The sequence below is a fragment of the Rhizobium aureum genome, from assembly GCF_030182495.1.
Lineage (GTDB): Bacteria > Pseudomonadota > Alphaproteobacteria > Rhizobiales > Rhizobiaceae > Rhizobium > Rhizobium tropici_C.
Genome location: NZ_JAQJCI010000018.1, coordinates 73124 through 89920, shown reverse-complemented (window position 1 = coordinate 89920; position 16797 = coordinate 73124). Strand labels below are relative to the sequence as shown.

Genomic DNA, 16797 nt, shown 5'->3' with positions numbered 1-16797 from the left:
CGGCCGAATCCTGCCAATTCGGCCCATGCAATTCGCGCCGCAACAAGATGAAGCGCTCAAGGCCGTCGCCAAATGGCTGAAGGAGGGGCGCTCGCCGTTGTTTCGTCTGTTCGGCTATGCCGGCACGGGCAAGACGACGCTTGCTCGGCATTTTGCCGAGCATGTGGATGGCGATGTGCTGTTTGCTGCCTTTACCGGCAAGGCGGCGCAGGTACTGCGCTCGCGCGGCGCCTCGAATGCCAAGACCATCCATTCGCTGATCTACCGGCCGCGCGGCGAAGAGGCCGTCGAGGACGAAGAGACGGGCAAGACATCGATTGCCCCGATGTTCACCATCAATCGCCAAAGCCCGGTCGCCAAGGCCGCGCTGATCATCGTCGATGAATGCTCGATGGTGGACGAGGCGCTCGGCAAGGATCTGATGAGTTTTGGCACGCCTATTCTGGTGCTCGGCGATCCCGGGCAGCTTCCGCCGGTTTCGGGCGGCGGTTTCTTCACGAACGAGGAACCGGATTATCTGCTGACGGATATTCATCGTCAGGCGCGCGACAATCCGATCATTCAGCTCGCCATGCAGGTGCGCGAGGGCAAGGAAATCATGCATGGCGACTATGGCACCGCGCAGGTGATCTCGAAGAACGAGGTCACGCAGCCGCTGGTGCTGGAGGCCGATCAGGTGCTCGTCGGTACCAATAGGACGCGGCGCCGCTACAATCAGCGTCTGCGTGAGCTCAAGGGTTTTACGGCCGATTATCCGCAATCCGGCGACAAGCTCGTCTGTCTGCGCAATGATCCCGCCAAAGGGTTGCTCAACGGCTCGCTCTGGCAGGTGATGACCTCTTCCCGGGAAACGACGAAGCCGGGCATCAATCTTCTGGTGCGGCCGGAAGATGACGACATGGATCGTGGGGCAGCGAAGATCAAGCTCCTGAAGCAGGCCTTCGAGGATGTCGAGGGCGAGATCCCGTGGTCGACCCGAAAGCGCTATGACGAATTCGACTACGGCTATGCGCTGACGGTGCATAAAGCCCAGGGTTCGCAGTGGAACAATGTCGTGCTGTTCGACGAGAGCTGGGCGTTCCGCGATACGCGCGAGCGCTGGCTTTATACAGCCATTACCCGCGCCGCCGAGACGCTGACGATTGTCCGTTGACAAGACGTCCTGAGCCTTGCGTGAGGGATGTCGCGATGCGGTGACTTGGTTCGATCCTCTCCATCAAAGTTTTGCATGGGTTGATGTCGGAATCTCGTTGGTTTTGCTGCGCATAATGGCCTAAAACGGCTGCTATCATCCGCTTTGAAAATCAGGGATTTCGATCATGCCCGCCAAGCTCTCCGTGAACCTCAATGCCATCGCGATGCTGCGCAACCGGCGTGATCTTCCCTGGCCGAGCGTCACGGGCTTGGGGCGCATCGCGCTGGCCGCGGGAGCAAGCGGGCTGACCGTTCATCCGCGTCCCGATCAGCGGCATGTCCGCTTTTCCGATCTGCCCGATATCCGTGCGTTGATCGATGATGAGTTTCCGGAAGCGGAATTCAATATCGAGGGCTATCCAAGCGACGAGTTCTTCGATCTCTGTGCTTCGGCGGAACCTGAACAAGTGACGCTCGTGCCCGATGATCCTTCTCAGGCGACCTCGGATCACGGCTGGGACTTCCGCAAGAACCGTGAACTGCTGGCCGAGGTCGTCGCCAAATACAAGACGATCGGCTGCCGGGTGTCGTTGTTTGCCGATGGCGACGGCGATGCCGGGGCGGTAAAGATCGCCAGGGAAGTGGGCACCGACCGCATCGAACTTTACACCGGCCCTTACGGCGGATGCTATGATGATCCGCAGAAGGCTGCCATCATCCTCGAAGCGCTCGGCAAAACCGCCGACGCCGCCTTCGCCAACGGCCTCGACGTCAATGCGGGTCACGACCTGACGGTCGCCAACCTGCCGGCGCTACTCAAGCGTATCCCGAAGCTCGCGGAGACGTCGATCGGTCACGGGCTGACCGCCGATGCGCTGGAATATGGCATGGCCGAAACGGTTCGTCGCTTCCGCAGGGCTTGTGGTCAGGTGGTTTGAGGGAAAAGGTTCCAGCGCTAGTCAGGCAAGTTTGTTGTTGCCGCGCCTTCTGGCCTGACCCCTCATCCTAGCCTTCTCCCCGCTTACGGGGAGAAGGGACGACAGCTCAAAATGGCGGCGACATCACTCGATTAGAGCTTGCGTGCGGAGCACCAAAACTCCCTCGCCCCGCTTGCGGGGAGAGGGCTGGGTGAGGGGCTATGCTTGAAGTCTCAGCAAAGAGAGACTCACCCTAAAGTTCCAAAACTCAGCCAGCCAATGCTGCCTTATGTTCCTCGATAAAGCTGCGCAGCGTCTGCGGCTCCTTGCCGGTCAGTTTGTTGAAGTCATTGGTAAGGATGTCGAATTTGCCGGCGCGGGTGTTGGCGTCGGCGGAGACGAGCATATCCACCACGAACTTCGGCAGGCCGGCACCGGTGAGGCCTGCGGCAAACTGTTCGTCCGTGACCTGCACGACTTCAAGCGGACGGCCGGTGATCCGGCTGACGACGCTTGCGACCTCCTCGATGGTGACGGCGGTCGAGCCCGTCAGCGTGTAGGTGGCATTGTCCGTTGCATCGGAAGCCAGAGCTGCGGCAATCGCGAGCGCGCAATCTTCGCGGCTGATGTTGCTGACGCGGCCGCCGCCGGTTGCCGTATACCATTTGCCGGTTTCAAGGCTGTGCGGCAGGCCCATCAGATAATTGTCGAAGTACCAGGCGTCGCGCAGGATCGTATAGCCGATGCCGCTTGCCTTGATGGCGTTTTCCGTGCCGAGGTGGTCAGGCGCGAAGGTGACGAGCGAACCTTCCGGAGCCGGCATTGAGGTGTAGAGAATATGCTTGACGCCAGCCTTCTTCGCGGCTTCGACGGCAGCCGTATGCTGCTTGAGGCGCTGGCCGGGGACGGCGAGCGCATCGGTACTGATGATCAGCAGGCGATCGACGCCCGCGAAGGCGGCGGGCAGACCGGCGGCATCATCGAAGTCGGCCTTGCGGGTGACGACGCCCTTGGCCGCGAGATCGGCAAGCGTCTCCGGGCTGCGCGTGGCGGCGATGATGCGACCGGGCGCGACCTTATATGTCTCCAGCAGGTGATGGATGACGCGCTGGCCAAGCTTGCCGGCGGCGCCGGTGACGAGAAGAGTGCTGCTCATATGTTTTCCCTTGTTGGACCGCCGCACATTCGCAGGGGCCTTGCTGCTCTCAAAAAGAGACTAGCACTAGAATAGGAATTGACTTCACGGTGTAAAGGAGGCAGTTTTTGGGCTCCAAGTTACCAAAAGGGAACCGGCATGGCAGCCAGCGCCGTCGTCAATCTGCGCAGCGAGGATCCGCCGCTGCGCGACTTCGATCTCAGCAAACTTGATTTCAGCAATTGTCCCGTGCGGGACCTGATATCGCAGATCGGCGGAAAATGGTCGGTGCTGTTGCTGGAAACGCTGGCTAAACGGCCTTATCGTTTCGGCGAGTTGCGCCGCCTGGTGCCCGATATCTCCCAAAGAATGCTGACGCAAACGCTGCGCGATCTCCAGCGCGACGGGTATGTCGATCGCGAGGTTTTCCCGACAAAGCCGCCGAGCGTCGAATATCGCATGACGGATCTCGGCTACTCGCTTTACGAGCCGCTGGCGCTGCTTTTGAACTGGGCCGAGGCCAATCATGAGGCCGTCAAGGCTGCTAGAGCCCGTTTCGATCAATCGCCGGACTGAGCCGTCACAGTGAAGCCCTTGAAGATCGCCATCGTCGGCGCCGGACCTGCCGGTCTTGCCGCCTCTCTCTTTCTCACTCGCGCTGGCCACACGACCGATATCATCGAACGGTTCGATAGCCCGGCTCCCGTCGGTTCGGCGCTGATGCTGCAGCCCACCGGGTTGACCGTGCTGGAATCGCTCGGGCTCGGCCCCGCGATCCATGCGGCCGGGAATCGGATCAATCGATTGTTCGGTACGGAAACCACCCGTGGCCGCATCGTCCTCGATGTGCGCTACAATGCATTGCCGGGCGGGCGCTATGGGCTTGGCGTTCATCGTGCGGCACTGTTCGATACGCTTTACGATGAAGTCTCCGCGCGGCGGCATCCGATCCATACCGGACAGCACGTCATCGGCGTTGCAAAGGAGGATGGTGAAAGCTATCTCTCCGTCGAAGGGGGCGAGCGCCTCGGGCCATATGATCTCGTCATCGACGCCAGTGGTGCACGCTCGGAACTGGTCGCAGCCTCGCCTGTCGCGCCGCGTGCCCGCAACCTCGTTTACGGCGCTTTCTGGGCGACGCTCGACTGTCCGGACGGGCTGGTGGATCAGGCGGCGCTGACGCAGCGCTATGACAAGGCCAGCGTGATGATCGGCATCTTGCCGATCGGCAGCAGAAGGTCGGATTTACCGAAGCAGGCGGCTCTATTCTGGAGCCTGAAGGTCGCGGATGCGGATGAGGTGCGTAGGCACGGGCTCGAGCGTTGGAAGCAGACGATCCGCGGCTACTGGCCGGAATGCGAGCCCTTGCTGGAGCAGATCACTGACTGGGATCAGTTGACGCTGGCGCGTTATGCCCATCGTACAGTGATGAGACCCTATAGCGGGCGGACTGTCTTCGTCGGCGATGCAGCGCATTCCACCAGCCCGCAGCTCGGGCAGGGCGCCAATATGGCTCTACTCGATGTCGCGGCGCTGGCGCATGCTCTGGCAGGACATGAAACGATCGAGGCTGCTCTTGCTGCCTATGCCAAGGCACGGCGGATACATGTGCGGTTATTCCAGCTGCTGTCTGCCGCCTTTACGCCCTTCTACCAATCGGATTCGGCAGCATTGGCCTGGATCCGCGACCGGCTGGTCGCGACCATTGCCCAAGTGCCGCCCGCGCCGCAGATCCTGGCCGGCATCGTCTCCGGCACGCTGATCGACCCGTTCCGTGGCGCCGGCTTGCGGGAATGTGACTGGCTGCGGCTGGCTGTACCGCATCCGTCTTGATCAGTTCTTGCGCTCGGTCAGGAAGGCAAGCAGCGCGATGACCGGGAAGGCGACGCCGATCCAGGAGGCCATGTTCCAGCCGCCGATGGCATAGGCCCAGCCGCCAAGCGCCGAGCCGAGGGCGCCGCCGGCGAAGAAGGTCGCCATATAGAGGCCGTTGAGACGGCTGCGATGCTCGGCGCTGAGCGCGAAGATGGCGCGCTGACCGAGCACGAGGTTCGTCTGGACGCCGAAGTCGAGCATGATGCCCGACAGCGTCAGCGTGATCAGCGCCAGCAATGAACCGCTGCCGGAAAAATGGCCGATCAGGAAGGCGATAATGGCGAGCACCAGGGCGAAGGCTGTGGCAAGCTTCGTCCAGCCGCGATCGGCAACGCGTCCGGCAATCGGCGAGGCGACGGCGCCCGCGGCTCCGGCAAGTGCGAAAAGCGCGATGCCGTTTTGCGTCAGGCCGAAGGCAGGGCTTGCCAGCAGCAACGGCGTCGTCGTCCAGAAGAGGCTGAAGGCGCCGAACATGCAGGCCTGATAGAGCGCACGCCGCTGCAGCACAGGCGTGCGAAGCGCGAGGTGGCCCATAGAGGACAGCAGCTGCCCATAATGCAGTTTCGTATGGGGCACGCGGGTCGGCAGAACGAGGCGCAGGATAACGATCAGCCCGATCATGACGCCGGCCGAGATGATGTAGACCGCGTGCCAGGATAAAAGCTCGGACAGGAAGCTCGCAGCCGGGCGGGCGAGCATGATGCCGACGAGCAGGCCGCTCATGACATTGCCGACGACAGCGCCGCGGCTGGCGTCAGGTGCCATATGGGCGGCGAAAGGGACAAGAACCTGCACCGCGACGGAAGCCAGGCCGATGCAGAGCGAGGCAAGCAGGAACAGCGATGGCGAGGAGGCAAAAGCGGCGCCTATGAGCGCGATGGCGGATAGCGCCACCAGGGTCAGCACCAGCTTGCGGTTCTCAAGAAGATCGCCGAGCGGCACGATCAGCAGGAGACCGAGGCCGTAGCCGATCTGCGTCAGCGTGACGATGAGGCCGGTGGCCGCAGGGGTGAAGCCGAGCGACTGACTGATGGGACCGGCGAGCGGCTGGCCGTAATAGAGATTGGCAGCCACCAGTCCGCAGGCGGCGGCGAACATGAATGTCAGCAGCGGTGAAAGGGTCTTTTCCGGGAGCGGTGTGCTCTCCCGTCTAGTGGCGGCAATAGCGGGCATATCTTGTCCTCGATGCGGGTAGGGGGAATTTGCCCCCGAAATTTCGATAGAATCAGTTCAGCAGTTTCATGGCCGTCTCGGCGGCGGCGAGCATGTGTTCGATCTTGCGGCCGGTCTTGCCGATCACGCGCATGCCCTTGGTCAGGGCCAGTAGGGTGCAGGCGGTGCTTTCAGGATCGACATGCTTCGGTACAGAACCGTCCGAATGACCGAGGCGAATGAGATCCAGAATGCGGCGCTCATCGAAATCGAAGGCCACGCCGACGCGGCTTGCGACCTCCTCGTCGAAAAGCGCAAGCTCCGTCGCGCTGCCGACCACGAGGCAGCCGCGGCGACCGATCTCGCCACATGATGCTTCGGCGAAGAATGTCACCAAGGCGCGCAGCTTTTCATGAGCATTCGGCGCCTCGGCAAGCGTCTCATCGATGAGTTGCTGGCGGACTTGGCGATACCGGCTGAAAGCAGCAAGGAATACGCCGCGCTTGTCGCCGAATGCCTTGTAGACGCTGCCTGCCGTGAGGCCCATGGCCTCGGTCAATTCGTTGATGGAGGCGGCATAATAGCCGCGCTCGGAAAAGACGCGCAATGCCTCGTCGAGCGCGGAATCCATATCGAATTCCCGTGGGCGGCCGCGAAGCTTCGGTGTGATGTCGATTGTGTCTGTGGTCATGTCATCCTTTTAGGAAATGATCGTTTCCAAAACAAGCGAATTTTTGCAACGCAGCAAGATATTGCCGAGAATGAGGCGGTTGGACGCGCTATTCGTGGAAAAACGCCATGTGGATCGTGTCCTTGTAGCGACCGTCTATGCGAAAGGACTTGCGCGCCAGTCCTTCGCGGACAAAGCCGACCTTCTCATAGAGCGCTATGGCTCTGTTATTGTCGGCATAGACGCTGAGTTCGACGCGCTCTATTCCCACATCACGCGCAGCTCGCAGCGTCGCTTCGATCAATCGACGACCCAGGCCTTGGCCGCGATAAGCGGGGATGAGGCCCATGCCGAGTTTGCCCGCGTGGGCGTTAGAGGGAAATGTATGGCGGCTGATATCGCACCAGCCGACCACCGTCCCATCGGCCAAGGCGACAAGCTGCGGATTGCCGTTTTCGATCATGCCAAGCACGAAGGCGCGGGTCTCCTCCAATGGAAAAGCTTCGAGCAGCGATAGATATTCCCGTTCGCGGGCCACCATATCGAGCGCCTTGTGAAAGTCTTCGATGTGTTCGGCAGTGATAGGCTCTATCCGGATTTCGCTGCACACGGTCATGGCTAATATCTCGATACAAATTTGAGATGCATCGAAGATAGGGTCGAAGCTAAAGCGTGTCCATGCGGGCATCCAGCCAGCTATGTTCAGAGATCGAGCTCCCAGGTCTGGCCGTTCAATTCCGGGCCGAACATGCAATGCCTTTCCTCCCCCACGAGCTTGAAGCCGGCCTTGACGTAGATCGCCCGTGCCGTGTCGAGGATATCGTTGGTCCAGAGCGAAAGCTTGCCGTAGCCGGCATCGCGCGAGAAACGGATGCATTCGTCGACCAGCAGCTTGCCCAGGCCAAGGCCGCGCGCTGTCTTGTCGACATAGAGCAGCCGGAGTTTCGCGACGCCGTCACCGCCATCTGCGATCATAGAGGAGCCGATATTCAGGCCGCTTCGTTCAGCGATCCAGCATCGATCCTTCTGCGGGTTGAAATTGGAGAGGAATTTTCCGGCGACTTCCGCCACCAGACCTTCGAAGCGGTCGTCCCAGCCGAATTCCTCCGTGTAGAAACGTGCCTGGCTTTGTACGATCCAGCCGATGTCTCCGGGCCGGTGGTTGCGGATGATTGCGGGAGATGCCGTGGTTCGGTCCCTGCCGAGCGTGTCCTGTATCGTCTGCATTGCCGCAACGACGCGTTCGGGTTCTCCGATCGCGAGCTTTTCGAAATATCCGGCGATCTGCGCGCGCGAGCGGCGGACGAATTCCTCGAATTGCACCTGTCCCTTATCGGTGACTTTTATGATCTGGCTGCGCGCATCGGTCGGGTCCGGCGTCGTTTCGATCAGCCCATCCTCGCGGAAGCGCTTGACGATACGGCTGAGATAGGCGGGGTCGAGATGAAGCTCGCGTGTCAGCGCGGAAGCGGCAACGCCGCCGCGGAAGCCGACTTCGAACAGCACGCGCACATCCGTGAGCGTATAGGGGCTATCCAGATAGGCCTTGTTCAGGACGCCGAGAAAATTCGTGTAGAAGCGGTTGAAGTCGCGAACGGCATCGATGGTCGCGAATTCGGCAGCAGGACTCATGGCATCGTCTCCTCAGATACAGGAGACGATGTTGGTTATTTATTGGACTCAGTCAAGTAAATTGATCGAAGTCAGGCAGCGCAGCTCTTGTTGTTCTTTTCATCCGCAAGAGCAAAGTCCACAGCCGCTTCGGCGTGGATCGTCGTGGTATCGAAGCCGGGCAGGATCAGCGCCTTTGGATCGAGGATGAGGCAGATCTCGGTGCAGCCGAGAATGACGCTGTCGGCGCCTGCGGCCTTGGCGCGCTCGATAATGGCGTTCAGCTTCCGGCGCGATTCGTCCTTGATGATACCGGCGCAGAGCTCGTTAAAGATGATATCGTGCGTGACGGTGCGATCTTCGGGGCCGGGGACCATGATGGAGACGCCGTTGTCAGCCATGCGTTCGGCATAAAAGCCATGTTCCATCGTGTAGCGGGTTGCGAGTAGCAGAGGCTTGACCCGGCCTGCTGCCCTCAAGGCTGCGGCGGTCTCATCGATGATGTGGATGAGAGGCGCGGAAATGCGCTCGGCAACCTGAGGCGCGATCAGGTGCATGGTGTTGGTACAGATGAGAACACATTCGGCGCCGGCGGCCTCCAGGCGTTGCGCAGCATCGGCGAGCCGGTCGGCGGCATCGTTCCAGCGCCCCGCCTTCTGCAGCGTGACGATTTCTTCGAAATTGACGGAGTACATCACCAGTTCGGCCGAGGAGAGGCCGCCGAGCCGATCGCGGACCATTTCGTTGATCAGGCGGTAATAGACTGCAGAACTCTCGAAACTCATACCGCCGATCAGGCCAATGGTGCGCATAATGCTGTTCTCCGCTCCTGGATTTTGAATGGAGGAATAGTGCGGTGATTCATCCGCCGTATGTTTGCGTTTTTTGAAGCTTATCAGGATTTCTCTGCAAATGTTTGCGCATTTTTCGATTTATGTGCAAAATAGCGGCGTACATACAGGGAATTACCGCAGATGCTGGACGAACGCGACCGAAAGATCCTCGAATTTCTGCAGGCGGATGCGGGCATATCCGTGACGGAGCTCGCCGATCGCGTCGCCTTGTCGGTGTCGGCGTGCTCGCGGCGTATACAGCGGCTTGAGGACAGCGGGCATATTGCCCGGCGCATCGTCGTGCTCGACCGTGAGAAGATGGGGGTGCCGACCACGGTCTATGCGATGATCAAGACGGCGCATCATGCCGACGAGTGGATCGAATCTTTCCGTAAGGTCATCGGCGACATCCCCGAGATCGTCGAGGCGCATCGGCTTACCGGGAATTATGATTATATTCTCAAGATCGTCTTGCCGCGTGTCGAGCATTACGATGTCATCTACAAGCAGCTCGTGCGCAAGATCGAGCTCTTCGATGTCTCTGCATCGATCTCGATGGAGGAGTTGAAAAGCGGCGCCTCCGTTCCTGTCGGGTATGCATATTAAATCGACAGCGTCGCGCGTAAATTCCGCATATCACATCGACAAAGCTCACATGGCGACGGTAGGCTTTTAAGTTGTAGAATCTATCTTGTGATTATCGCTCCAAGGGCAATCCGCTATGCGCAACACAGATATTCAGACTTACCTCCAGCCTGGTGAAAAACTGTTATGGCAGGGTCGACCAAAGCAAGGTTTCATGGTCGGCAAAAAAGATCTGCTGCTTGTACCCTTTTCGTTGTTGTGGGGCGGCTTTGCGGTCTTTTGGGAAAGCGCGGTCATCAGGCAAGGCAATGCGCCAATCTTTTTCAGGTTATGGGGCGTGCCTTTCGTGGCGATTGGACTCTATCTTATCGTCGGTCGTTTCGCGGTCGATGCATTCGTTCGCGCGAGAACTCAATATGCGGTCACTAATCAACGCATCATCATCTTGCGCGAAGGATGGTTTGCCAAGCTTCTGACCATGTCACTGGATCGCTTACCTGCCGTGGATCTCGATCAGAATGGTGACGGGACCGGTACAATCAATTTCGGAAGCGATACCGAAATCGGCTTCACACGCCGTGGCGGCGGTATGGGCATGTGGACGCCTGCACTTTCGAACGTGCCGCGATTTATTGGAGTCGCGGACGTGCGCGAAGTGTTCAATCTAATTGCGCGTGCCCAGTCCACAAAAGCATCCTAGCTCTCAGCATAAGGGAGCGGTGCAGGGGTGCCATGCATAAAAGACGGTTGCTGCTTACTCTTCTCAACCCTACGTTTTCAGCGAAACGTAGCCATGAGGTGTTGCCATGCAGGATCATCACGTTGTCGTTGTCGGGGGCGGTTTCGGCGGTGTGCAGTGCGTCAACGATCTGAAAGGCGCTCCCGTCCGCGTCACGATGATTGATCGGCGCAATCATCATCTGTTCCAGCCGCTTCTCTATCAGGTCGCGACCACTTTGCTCGCGACATCGGAGATTGCCTGGCCGATCCGCAATTTCTTCAGGGACCGTCCCGAGGTGACGACGCTGCTGGCGGAGGTCGTCGGCGTCGACAGCGAAACGCGGCAGGTCTTCTTGAAGAATGGTCAAAAGATTGGCTACGATACGCTGGTGCTGGCAACGGGGGCCACTCATGCTTATTTCGGTCATGACGAGTGGGAGCCGGTGGCGCCGGGACTGAAGACTCTGGAGGATGCGACGACCATCCGCCGCCGCGTGCTGCTGGCTTTCGAGCAGGCGGAGATGGAAACGGATCCGACCGTTCGTGAGTCGCTCCTGACCTTCGTCATCGTCGGCGCGGGGCCGACTGGCGTAGAGCTTGCCGGCATCATTTCGGAACTGGCAAGGACGACCTTGCCCAGGGAGTTCCGCAATATCGATACCCGAAAGGCAAAGATCATTCTGGTGGAGGCCGGGCCGCGCGTGCTTCCGGCGTTCGCTGAGGATCTGTCCGATTATGCGCGGAAGGAGCTGGAGGAGCTGGGTGTCGAAATCCGCTTCGGCAAGCCGGTCACCTTGTGCTCGGCCGAAGGCGTGATGATCGGAGACGCCTTCGTACCATGCCGCACCATCGTCTGGGCGGCGGGCGTCCAGGCATCGCCGGCCGCCAAATGGCTGGATATTCCTGCGGACCGCGCAGGCCGGGCGGTGGTGGATAAGGAGCTGCGGGCGCCGGGCAAGCAAGATATTTTCATCATCGGCGATACGGCATCCGTCCTGCGTGACGACGGCAGCCCGGTGCCGGGGATCGCTCCGGCTGCAAAGCAGCAGGGTGCTTACGTTGCCAAGGTGATCAAGGCGAAGCTGGCCGGCCAGCCGGCGCCGGGGCCATTTCACTATCGCCATCAAGGCAGCCTGGCGACGATCGGTAAAAGTGCTGCAATCATCGATTTCGGCTGGATTAAGCTTAAGGGCTGGCTAGCCTGGTGGGTGTGGGGCCTGGCCCACATTTATTTCCTGATCGGCGTGCGCTGGCGCATCGCCGTCGCCTGGAGCTGGCTTTGGATCTATATCAGCCGGCAGCACAGCGCCCGGCTGATCACGCAGAAGGAAACCATGCGCGAGGAATGAAAAAAAGGGCAGCCGCAGCGGCTGCCCTTTTCCTATGGGTTGCTGCGCGGCAGTGCTTATGCCAGCGAAGCGATATCGATGACGAAGCGGTAGCGGACGTCGCTCTTCAGCACGCGCTCATAGGCTTCGTTGATTTCCTGGATGTTGATCTTCTCGATCTCGGCGACAATGTTGTGCTCGCCGCAGAAGTCGAGCATTTCCTGGGTTTCCTTGATCGAGCCGATCATGGAGCCGGAAAGGCTGCGGCGGCCGGGGATCAGCGAGAAGGCATGGACCGGAACCGCATGCTCGGGAACGCCGACCAGCACCATGCTGCCATCATATTTCAGAAGGTTCAGATAGGCGTTCCAATCGATCGCCGTACCAACCGTGTTGATGATCAGGTCGAAGGTGCCGGCGAGCTTCGTGAAGGTTTCGGCGTCGCTGGTGGCGTAGTAGTCCTTCGCGCCGAGCTTGAAGCCGTCTTCCTTCTTCGACAGCGTCTGGCTGAGAACTGTCACGTCGGCGCCCATGGCGTGGGCCAGCTTCACGCCCATGTGGCCGAGGCCGCCCATGCCGACAATCGCGACCTTCTTGCCCGGTCCGGCTTTCCAGTGGCGCAGCGGCGAATAGAGCGTGATGCCGGCGCACAGCAGCGGTGCGCCCGAATCGAGCGGAATGTTTTCGGGGAAGGAGAGGACATAGCCTTCCTTGACGACGATCGAGTCGGAGTAGCCGCCATAGGTTGGCGTCTCGCCATCGGCTTCCACGTCGTTGTAGGTCTGAACCAAGCCCGGCATGTAGTGCTCGTAATCCAGATCGCGCGTGGCACAGGTCGTGCAGGAATTGACGAAGCAGCCGACGCCGACGCGGTCGCCGACCTTGAACTTCGTGACCTCGGAACCGACGGCGGTCACGATGCCGGCGACTTCGTGGCCGGGCACCATCGGATATTTCGAGCCGCCCCATTCGTTGCGGGCCTGGTGAATGTCGGAATGGCAGACGCCGCAATATTTGACGGAGATGACAACGTCGTCCGCGTTCGGCTCGCGCCGCTCGAAAGTGAAAGGCGTGAGCGGCTTGGACGCGTCGGTTGCTGCATAACCCTTTGCGATAGGCATGGGAGATTTCCTTATTTTTTCGGATGGGTTGGGAGTAGAATTTGGATGGCCCACCATGCATCAGGACCGGGTCACAGCGTTAGAGCGATCCTGCAAGCTTTATGTACGATCCTGCGAATCTAAATGTGCGGCAGGTCTTTCGCGATCGAATGGTGTTATCTAGATAAGCATCGATATCTGCACGAAAACAGTTGGTTGCGCATGACACTGCCTTTCAATCCCAATCAGGAACTCGCATCGATCGTTGCACGTTTCGCTCCGGGGGACGGCGAACACCGCACGCCGATAGACAATCTTAATCTCTATCGGCAGTCGGCCGCGACCGTGTGGCAGCATGGGGCTTACCGGCCCTGTTTTGCCATCGTGGTCCAGGGACGCAAGAACCTGACAATCGGCGCCGAGACCTACAATTACGGGGTCGGCGAGTATATTTTGACTGCGCTCGACTTGCCGGTGTCGACGCAGGTCACCAATGTCGGCAGCGATGCGCCCTATCTTTGCTTCGGCATGGCGCTCGACAGCGAACGGTTGAAGGAGCTGCTGTCGCGCGTCAGCGTTCCGCGTCAGGCACTGACTGCCGAGCCTGTGCGCGGAATTGCGGTCAATGCCGCCTCGCCGGAACTGCTCGATGCCTCGCTGCGGCTGCTCCGATTGCTTGATCGGCCCCAAGATATTCCGGCCATGGCGCCTTTGATCGAGCAGGAAATCCTCTACCGCCTGCTAACTGGTCCGAACGGCCCTCGGCTGCTGCAGATCGCCATGGCGGAGAGCCAGAGCAACCGGGTGGCGCGTGCCGTCGCCTGGCTCCGCGGCAACTATACGCAGCCGCTGCGCATCGAAGAACTCGCCGAGCGCGTCGGCATGAGCGTTTCCTCGCTGCATCATCATTTTAAGACTGTTACGGCCCTATCGCCGATGCAGTATCAAAAGCAGCTTCGGCTGCATGAGGCCCGTCGGCTGATGATCGTCGAGCAGCTCGACGTCGGATCGGCCGGTCATCGTGTCGGCTATCAGAGTCCTTCACAGTTCAGCCGCGAATATAGTCGGCTTTACGGCCTGCCGCCGCTGAAGGATGTCGAGGCCATGCGCAATAGCGTGGTCGCGGCCGAGTAGGCGATGTTTCCGACCAATCATTTGCGTCAAGCCCTATCGATCAACTGACCGACTCGCGGCAGCTGCTACCGTTTAGTAGCATGAAAAGCACTCTCTTTTTAACGCAGTGCAGCAACGAATTCCGCTTGACGGCTGTCTTGTCGTCCTGCATAAAGCGCCACGAACCGTACCGTACGGTACGCATTTGGGAGTGGCCATCGTGCTGAGCGAAGTAGGACAGTCGAGCGAGTTTTCGCCGCGCCAGAACGCCGTTCTGGAGCAGGCGCTGCGTCTGCTCGTCGACGGCGGCGAGAAGGCGCTGACGACCTCGGGCGTCGCGCGCGCCGCCAATTGCTCGAAGGAAAGTCTCTACAAGTGGTTCGGCGACCGTGACGGTCTTTTGTCGGCGATGATCACCTATCAGGCCAGCAAGGTTCGCACCTTCGAGCGCAATGGCGAGCGGCTGAATCCGGCAAGCCTGCATGACCACCTCGTCATATTCGCCCGCGACCTGCTGGAGGTTCTGGCGGGCGACGTTTCTCTCGCTTTGAACCGCCTGGCGATCGGCCAGTCGAACCGCGATGGCTCGAAGCTCGGCAAGCTGCTTCTGGAGCGCGGGCGCCGGCAGATCGACCGCCGTGCCATCGGTCTCATCGATGCCGGCAAGCGGGTGGGGTTGCTGCGCTTTGCCGATGCGGACGAGGCATATCACACGCTTTATGGGCTCATCGTCTCCGACCTGCATGTGCGCATGCTGCTCGGTGAGCCCGGTTTGAAGGATACGAGCCGTCAGGCTGAGAAGGCGGTCAGCGCCTTCCTCAAGCTTTACGGCACGGAAAAGGTATTGGCGGAAGCAGCAGCGACCGTCTGAGCAGATCCAAGTTTACACCAGACAAGCAAAGGGAAGGACAAACAATGCGCGTCTATTACGATCGTGATGCCGATCTCAACCTCATCAAGTCGAAAAAGGTCGCCGTCATCGGCTACGGTTCCCAGGGCCGCGCTCACGCGCTGAACCTGAAGGACAGCGGCGCACAGAACCTTGTGATCGCGCTGAAGGCCGGTTCGCCCACGATCAAGAAGGCCGAGGCCGATGGCTTCAAGGTCATGACCGTTGCCGAAGCTGCCGCCTGGGCCGACCTGATGATGATGGCGACCCCGGACGAACTGCAGGCCGATATCTATAAGGCCGATATTGCTCCGAACATTCGTGACGGCGCTGCGATCGCTTTCGCACACGGCCTCAACGTTCACTTCGGCCTCATCGAGCCGAAGGCTTCGGTCGATGTCGTCATGATCGCGCCGAAGGGCCCGGGCCACACGGTTCGCGGCGAATACCAGAAGGGCGGCGGCGTTCCCTGCCTCGTTGCCGTCCATCAGAACGCTTCCGGCAACGCCCTTGAACTCGCTCTCTCCTACGCCTGCGGCGTCGGCGGCGGCCGTTCGGGCATCATCGAAACCAACTTCCGCGAAGAGTGCGAAACCGACCTCTTCGGCGAACAGGTCGTTCTCTGCGGCGGTCTCGTCGAGCTCATCCGCGCCGGCTTCGAAACGCTGGTTGAAGCCGGCTACGCTCCGGAAATGGCCTATTTCGAATGCCTGCACGAAGTGAAGCTGATCGTCGACCTGATCTATGAAGGCGGCATCGCCAACATGAACTACTCGATCTCGAACACGGCCGAGTGGGGCGAATACGTCACCGGTCCGCGCATCATCACCGAAGAAACCAAGGCTGAGATGAAGCGTGTCCTCAAGGACATCCAGACCGGCAAGTTCACCTCCGAGTGGATGCAGGAATACCGTTCGGGTGCTGCCCGCTTCAAGGGTATCCGCCGCAACAACGACAGCCACCAGATCGAAGAAGTCGGCGCCAAGCTGCGCGGCATGATGCCCTGGATCGGCAAGAACAAGCTGGTCGACAAGTCGGTCAACTAAGCTTTCGGCGAGAGCTGGATTGGAGGGCCGGGGCGAAAGCTCCGGCCTTTCTATTTATGAGCGGCGACGTAGAGCCATCTTGTGGGCACGCCATCGAAACCGCCACCGTCGGCTTCGGTCATGGTGATGTTCTTCCATCCGCGAATGCTTAGCATATCCCGAAGCCATGAGGCCGACGGATAGTTGTAATAGCGTCCGAACTTGTCGTGCCCCTCTGCTTCACCCGCCTTGAAGCTGGCGTGGAAGATGCCGCCCGTCTTTAGGGCGCGCAAAATGCGATCGAAGATATCCGGCAGAACAGATCGCGGAACATGCAGAAGGCTGGCTTCCGCCCATATGCCGTCGAAGATTTCGGTGGCATCCAAGGCTTCGAAGCGCATCACTCGAACGGGCCTGCCGAGACGCTTTTCCGCTTCTCTCGCAAGTTCGGCGGAGCCATCCGTGGGCGTAACGTCGAAGCCGCGGGACAGCATGTAGGCGGCATCCTGACCGCCGCCGCAACCGAGTTCGAGGATGGCTGCGCCTGCGGGCAGGGCGGTCAGAAAGGCATCCAGCCTTTGGCGCGGCAGCCTGCGTTCACGCGCCGCGTAGACGACGGCGTTGTCGGTATAGAAGGACGATGTCGGATCGGTGCTCATGCTGGTTGGCGCCTTTTCGAGATGTATCGCGTTTAAGCGGAAAAGGGCAAA

18 protein-coding genes are annotated in these 16797 nt (G+C 60.0%); 10 read left to right on the top strand and 8 right to left on the bottom strand.

Features of this window, described 5'->3' with window-relative positions:
• Positions 1-25: 25 nt before the first annotated feature.
• Positions 26-1153, top strand: a complete 1128-nt coding sequence (locus PH552_RS27895) for an ATP-dependent DNA helicase (protein ID WP_112344061.1) — start codon at positions 26-28, stop codon at positions 1151-1153.
• Positions 1154-1319: 166 nt separating this feature from the next.
• Positions 1320-2072: a pyridoxine 5'-phosphate synthase gene (locus PH552_RS27890; RefSeq protein ID WP_113249326.1), complete on the top strand. Its 753-nt coding sequence runs from the start codon at positions 1320-1322 to the stop codon at positions 2070-2072.
• A gap of 247 nt (positions 2073-2319) precedes the next feature.
• Here PH552_RS27890 and PH552_RS27885 read toward each other — a convergent pair whose 3' ends face one another.
• Positions 2320-3207 (bottom strand): SDR family oxidoreductase, encoded by an 888-nt coding sequence (locus PH552_RS27885; RefSeq protein ID WP_113249325.1) that lies wholly within the window; start codon positions 3205-3207, stop codon positions 2320-2322.
• Positions 3208-3345: 138 nt separating this feature from the next.
• On the opposite strand from PH552_RS27885, the gene PH552_RS27880 reads away from it, so the two are divergent.
• Positions 3346-3762: a winged helix-turn-helix transcriptional regulator gene (locus PH552_RS27880; protein WP_112343918.1), complete on the top strand. Its 417-nt coding sequence runs from the start codon at positions 3346-3348 to the stop codon at positions 3760-3762.
• Between the two features lie 9 nt (positions 3763-3771).
• Positions 3772-5019 (top strand): FAD-dependent oxidoreductase, encoded by a 1248-nt coding sequence (locus tag PH552_RS27875; protein ID WP_112343919.1) that lies wholly within the window; start codon positions 3772-3774, stop codon positions 5017-5019.
• Here PH552_RS27875 and PH552_RS27870 read toward each other — a convergent pair whose 3' ends face one another.
• The 5 genes from PH552_RS27870 to PH552_RS27850 all read right to left on the bottom strand — a co-directional run bounded on the left by PH552_RS27870 (position 5020) and on the right by PH552_RS27850 (position 9306).
• Positions 5020-6234 carry an MFS transporter gene (locus PH552_RS27870; RefSeq protein ID WP_112343920.1) on the bottom strand — a complete coding sequence of 405 codons (1215 nt, stop codon included), beginning with the start codon at positions 6232-6234 and terminating at the stop codon, positions 5020-5022.
• A 52-nt stretch (positions 6235-6286) separates the two neighbouring features.
• Positions 6287-6904, bottom strand: a complete 618-nt coding sequence (locus PH552_RS27865) for a TetR/AcrR family transcriptional regulator (protein WP_112343921.1) — start codon at positions 6902-6904, stop codon at positions 6287-6289.
• Between the two features lie 88 nt (positions 6905-6992).
• Positions 6993-7499, bottom strand: a complete 507-nt coding sequence (locus PH552_RS27860; RefSeq protein WP_112343922.1) for a GNAT family N-acetyltransferase — start codon at positions 7497-7499, stop codon at positions 6993-6995.
• Positions 7500-7585: 86 nt separating this feature from the next.
• Entirely contained in the window at positions 7586-8515 is a 930-nt protein-coding gene (locus PH552_RS27855) for a bifunctional helix-turn-helix transcriptional regulator/GNAT family N-acetyltransferase (protein WP_112343923.1), read from the bottom strand.
• Between the two features lie 71 nt (positions 8516-8586).
• Positions 8587-9306 (bottom strand): aspartate/glutamate racemase family protein, encoded by a 720-nt coding sequence (locus PH552_RS27850; protein ID WP_285166444.1) that lies wholly within the window; start codon positions 9304-9306, stop codon positions 8587-8589.
• Between the two features lie 162 nt (positions 9307-9468).
• Between PH552_RS27850 and PH552_RS27845 the strand changes: the two genes are divergently transcribed.
• From PH552_RS27845 to PH552_RS27835, 3 genes are all read left to right on the top strand, one after another.
• Positions 9469-9933 carry an Lrp/AsnC family transcriptional regulator gene (locus PH552_RS27845; RefSeq protein ID WP_112343925.1) on the top strand — a complete coding sequence of 155 codons (465 nt, stop codon included), beginning with the start codon at positions 9469-9471 and terminating at the stop codon, positions 9931-9933.
• A 115-nt stretch (positions 9934-10048) separates the two neighbouring features.
• Positions 10049-10612 (top strand): PH domain-containing protein, encoded by a 564-nt coding sequence (locus PH552_RS27840; RefSeq protein WP_112343926.1) that lies wholly within the window; start codon positions 10049-10051, stop codon positions 10610-10612.
• A 106-nt stretch (positions 10613-10718) separates the two neighbouring features.
• Entirely contained in the window at positions 10719-11981 is a 1263-nt protein-coding gene (locus PH552_RS27835) for an NAD(P)/FAD-dependent oxidoreductase (RefSeq protein WP_112343927.1), read from the top strand.
• Positions 11982-12037: 56 nt separating this feature from the next.
• Here the strand turns inward: PH552_RS27835 and PH552_RS27830 are convergent, their stop codons facing one another.
• Positions 12038-13081: an NAD(P)-dependent alcohol dehydrogenase gene (locus tag PH552_RS27830; protein WP_112343928.1), complete on the bottom strand. Its 1044-nt coding sequence runs from the start codon at positions 13079-13081 to the stop codon at positions 12038-12040.
• Positions 13082-13282: 201 nt separating this feature from the next.
• Between PH552_RS27830 and PH552_RS27825 the strand changes: the two genes are divergently transcribed.
• The 3 genes from PH552_RS27825 (at position 13283) to ilvC (ending at position 16108) form a co-directional block, all read left to right on the top strand.
• Positions 13283-14194, top strand: a complete 912-nt coding sequence (locus tag PH552_RS27825) for an AraC family transcriptional regulator (RefSeq protein WP_112343929.1) — start codon at positions 13283-13285, stop codon at positions 14192-14194.
• Positions 14195-14393: 199 nt separating this feature from the next.
• Positions 14394-15044 carry a TetR/AcrR family transcriptional regulator gene (locus tag PH552_RS27820; protein ID WP_112344062.1) on the top strand — a complete coding sequence of 217 codons (651 nt, stop codon included), beginning with the start codon at positions 14394-14396 and terminating at the stop codon, positions 15042-15044.
• Positions 15045-15088: 44 nt separating this feature from the next.
• Complete coding sequence (gene ilvC / locus PH552_RS27815) at positions 15089-16108, top strand: ketol-acid reductoisomerase (RefSeq protein WP_037202641.1); 1020 nt, start codon at positions 15089-15091, stop codon at positions 16106-16108.
• 50 nt (positions 16109-16158) lie between these two features.
• Here ilvC and PH552_RS27810 read toward each other — a convergent pair whose 3' ends face one another.
• The gene (locus PH552_RS27810) at positions 16159-16746 is read right to left on the bottom strand and encodes a class I SAM-dependent methyltransferase (RefSeq protein ID WP_112343930.1); all 588 of its coding nucleotides are present in this window, start codon (positions 16744-16746) and stop codon (positions 16159-16161) included.
• Positions 16747-16797 lie beyond the last annotated feature (51 nt).

What these genes read in the sequence shown, in the direction of transcription:
- PH552_RS27895 (WP_112344061.1), top strand. Translation starts at nt 26, where the DNA reads ATGCAATTCGCGCCGCAACAAGATGAAGCGCTCAAGGCCGTCGCCAAA.
- PH552_RS27890 (WP_113249326.1), top strand. Translation starts at nt 1,320, where the DNA reads ATGCCCGCCAAGCTCTCCGTGAACCTCAATGCCATCGCGATGCTGCGC.
- PH552_RS27885 (WP_113249325.1), bottom strand. Translation starts at nt 3,207, where the DNA reads ATGAGCAGCACTCTTCTCGTCACCGGCGCCGCCGGCAAGCTTGGCCAG.
- PH552_RS27880 (WP_112343918.1), top strand. Translation starts at nt 3,346, where the DNA reads ATGGCAGCCAGCGCCGTCGTCAATCTGCGCAGCGAGGATCCGCCGCTG.
- PH552_RS27870 (WP_112343920.1), bottom strand. Translation starts at nt 6,234, where the DNA reads ATGCCCGCTATTGCCGCCACTAGACGGGAGAGCACACCGCTCCCGGAA.
- PH552_RS27865 (WP_112343921.1), bottom strand. Translation starts at nt 6,904, where the DNA reads ATGACCACAGACACAATCGACATCACACCGAAGCTTCGCGGCCGCCCA.
- PH552_RS27860 (WP_112343922.1), bottom strand. Translation starts at nt 7,499, where the DNA reads ATGACCGTGTGCAGCGAAATCCGGATAGAGCCTATCACTGCCGAACAC.
- PH552_RS27855 (WP_112343923.1), bottom strand. Translation starts at nt 8,515, where the DNA reads ATGAGTCCTGCTGCCGAATTCGCGACCATCGATGCCGTTCGCGACTTC.
- PH552_RS27850 (WP_285166444.1), bottom strand. Translation starts at nt 9,306, where the DNA reads ATGCGCACCATTGGCCTGATCGGCGGTATGAGTTTCGAGAGTTCTGCA.
- PH552_RS27845 (WP_112343925.1), top strand. Translation starts at nt 9,469, where the DNA reads ATGCTGGACGAACGCGACCGAAAGATCCTCGAATTTCTGCAGGCGGAT.
- PH552_RS27840 (WP_112343926.1), top strand. Translation starts at nt 10,049, where the DNA reads ATGCGCAACACAGATATTCAGACTTACCTCCAGCCTGGTGAAAAACTG.
- PH552_RS27835 (WP_112343927.1), top strand. Translation starts at nt 10,719, where the DNA reads ATGCAGGATCATCACGTTGTCGTTGTCGGGGGCGGTTTCGGCGGTGTG.
- PH552_RS27830 (WP_112343928.1), bottom strand. Translation starts at nt 13,081, where the DNA reads ATGCCTATCGCAAAGGGTTATGCAGCAACCGACGCGTCCAAGCCGCTC.
- PH552_RS27825 (WP_112343929.1), top strand. Translation starts at nt 13,283, where the DNA reads ATGACACTGCCTTTCAATCCCAATCAGGAACTCGCATCGATCGTTGCA.
- ilvC (WP_037202641.1), top strand. Translation starts at nt 15,089, where the DNA reads ATGCGCGTCTATTACGATCGTGATGCCGATCTCAACCTCATCAAGTCG.
- PH552_RS27810 (WP_112343930.1), bottom strand. Translation starts at nt 16,746, where the DNA reads ATGAGCACCGATCCGACATCGTCCTTCTATACCGACAACGCCGTCGTC.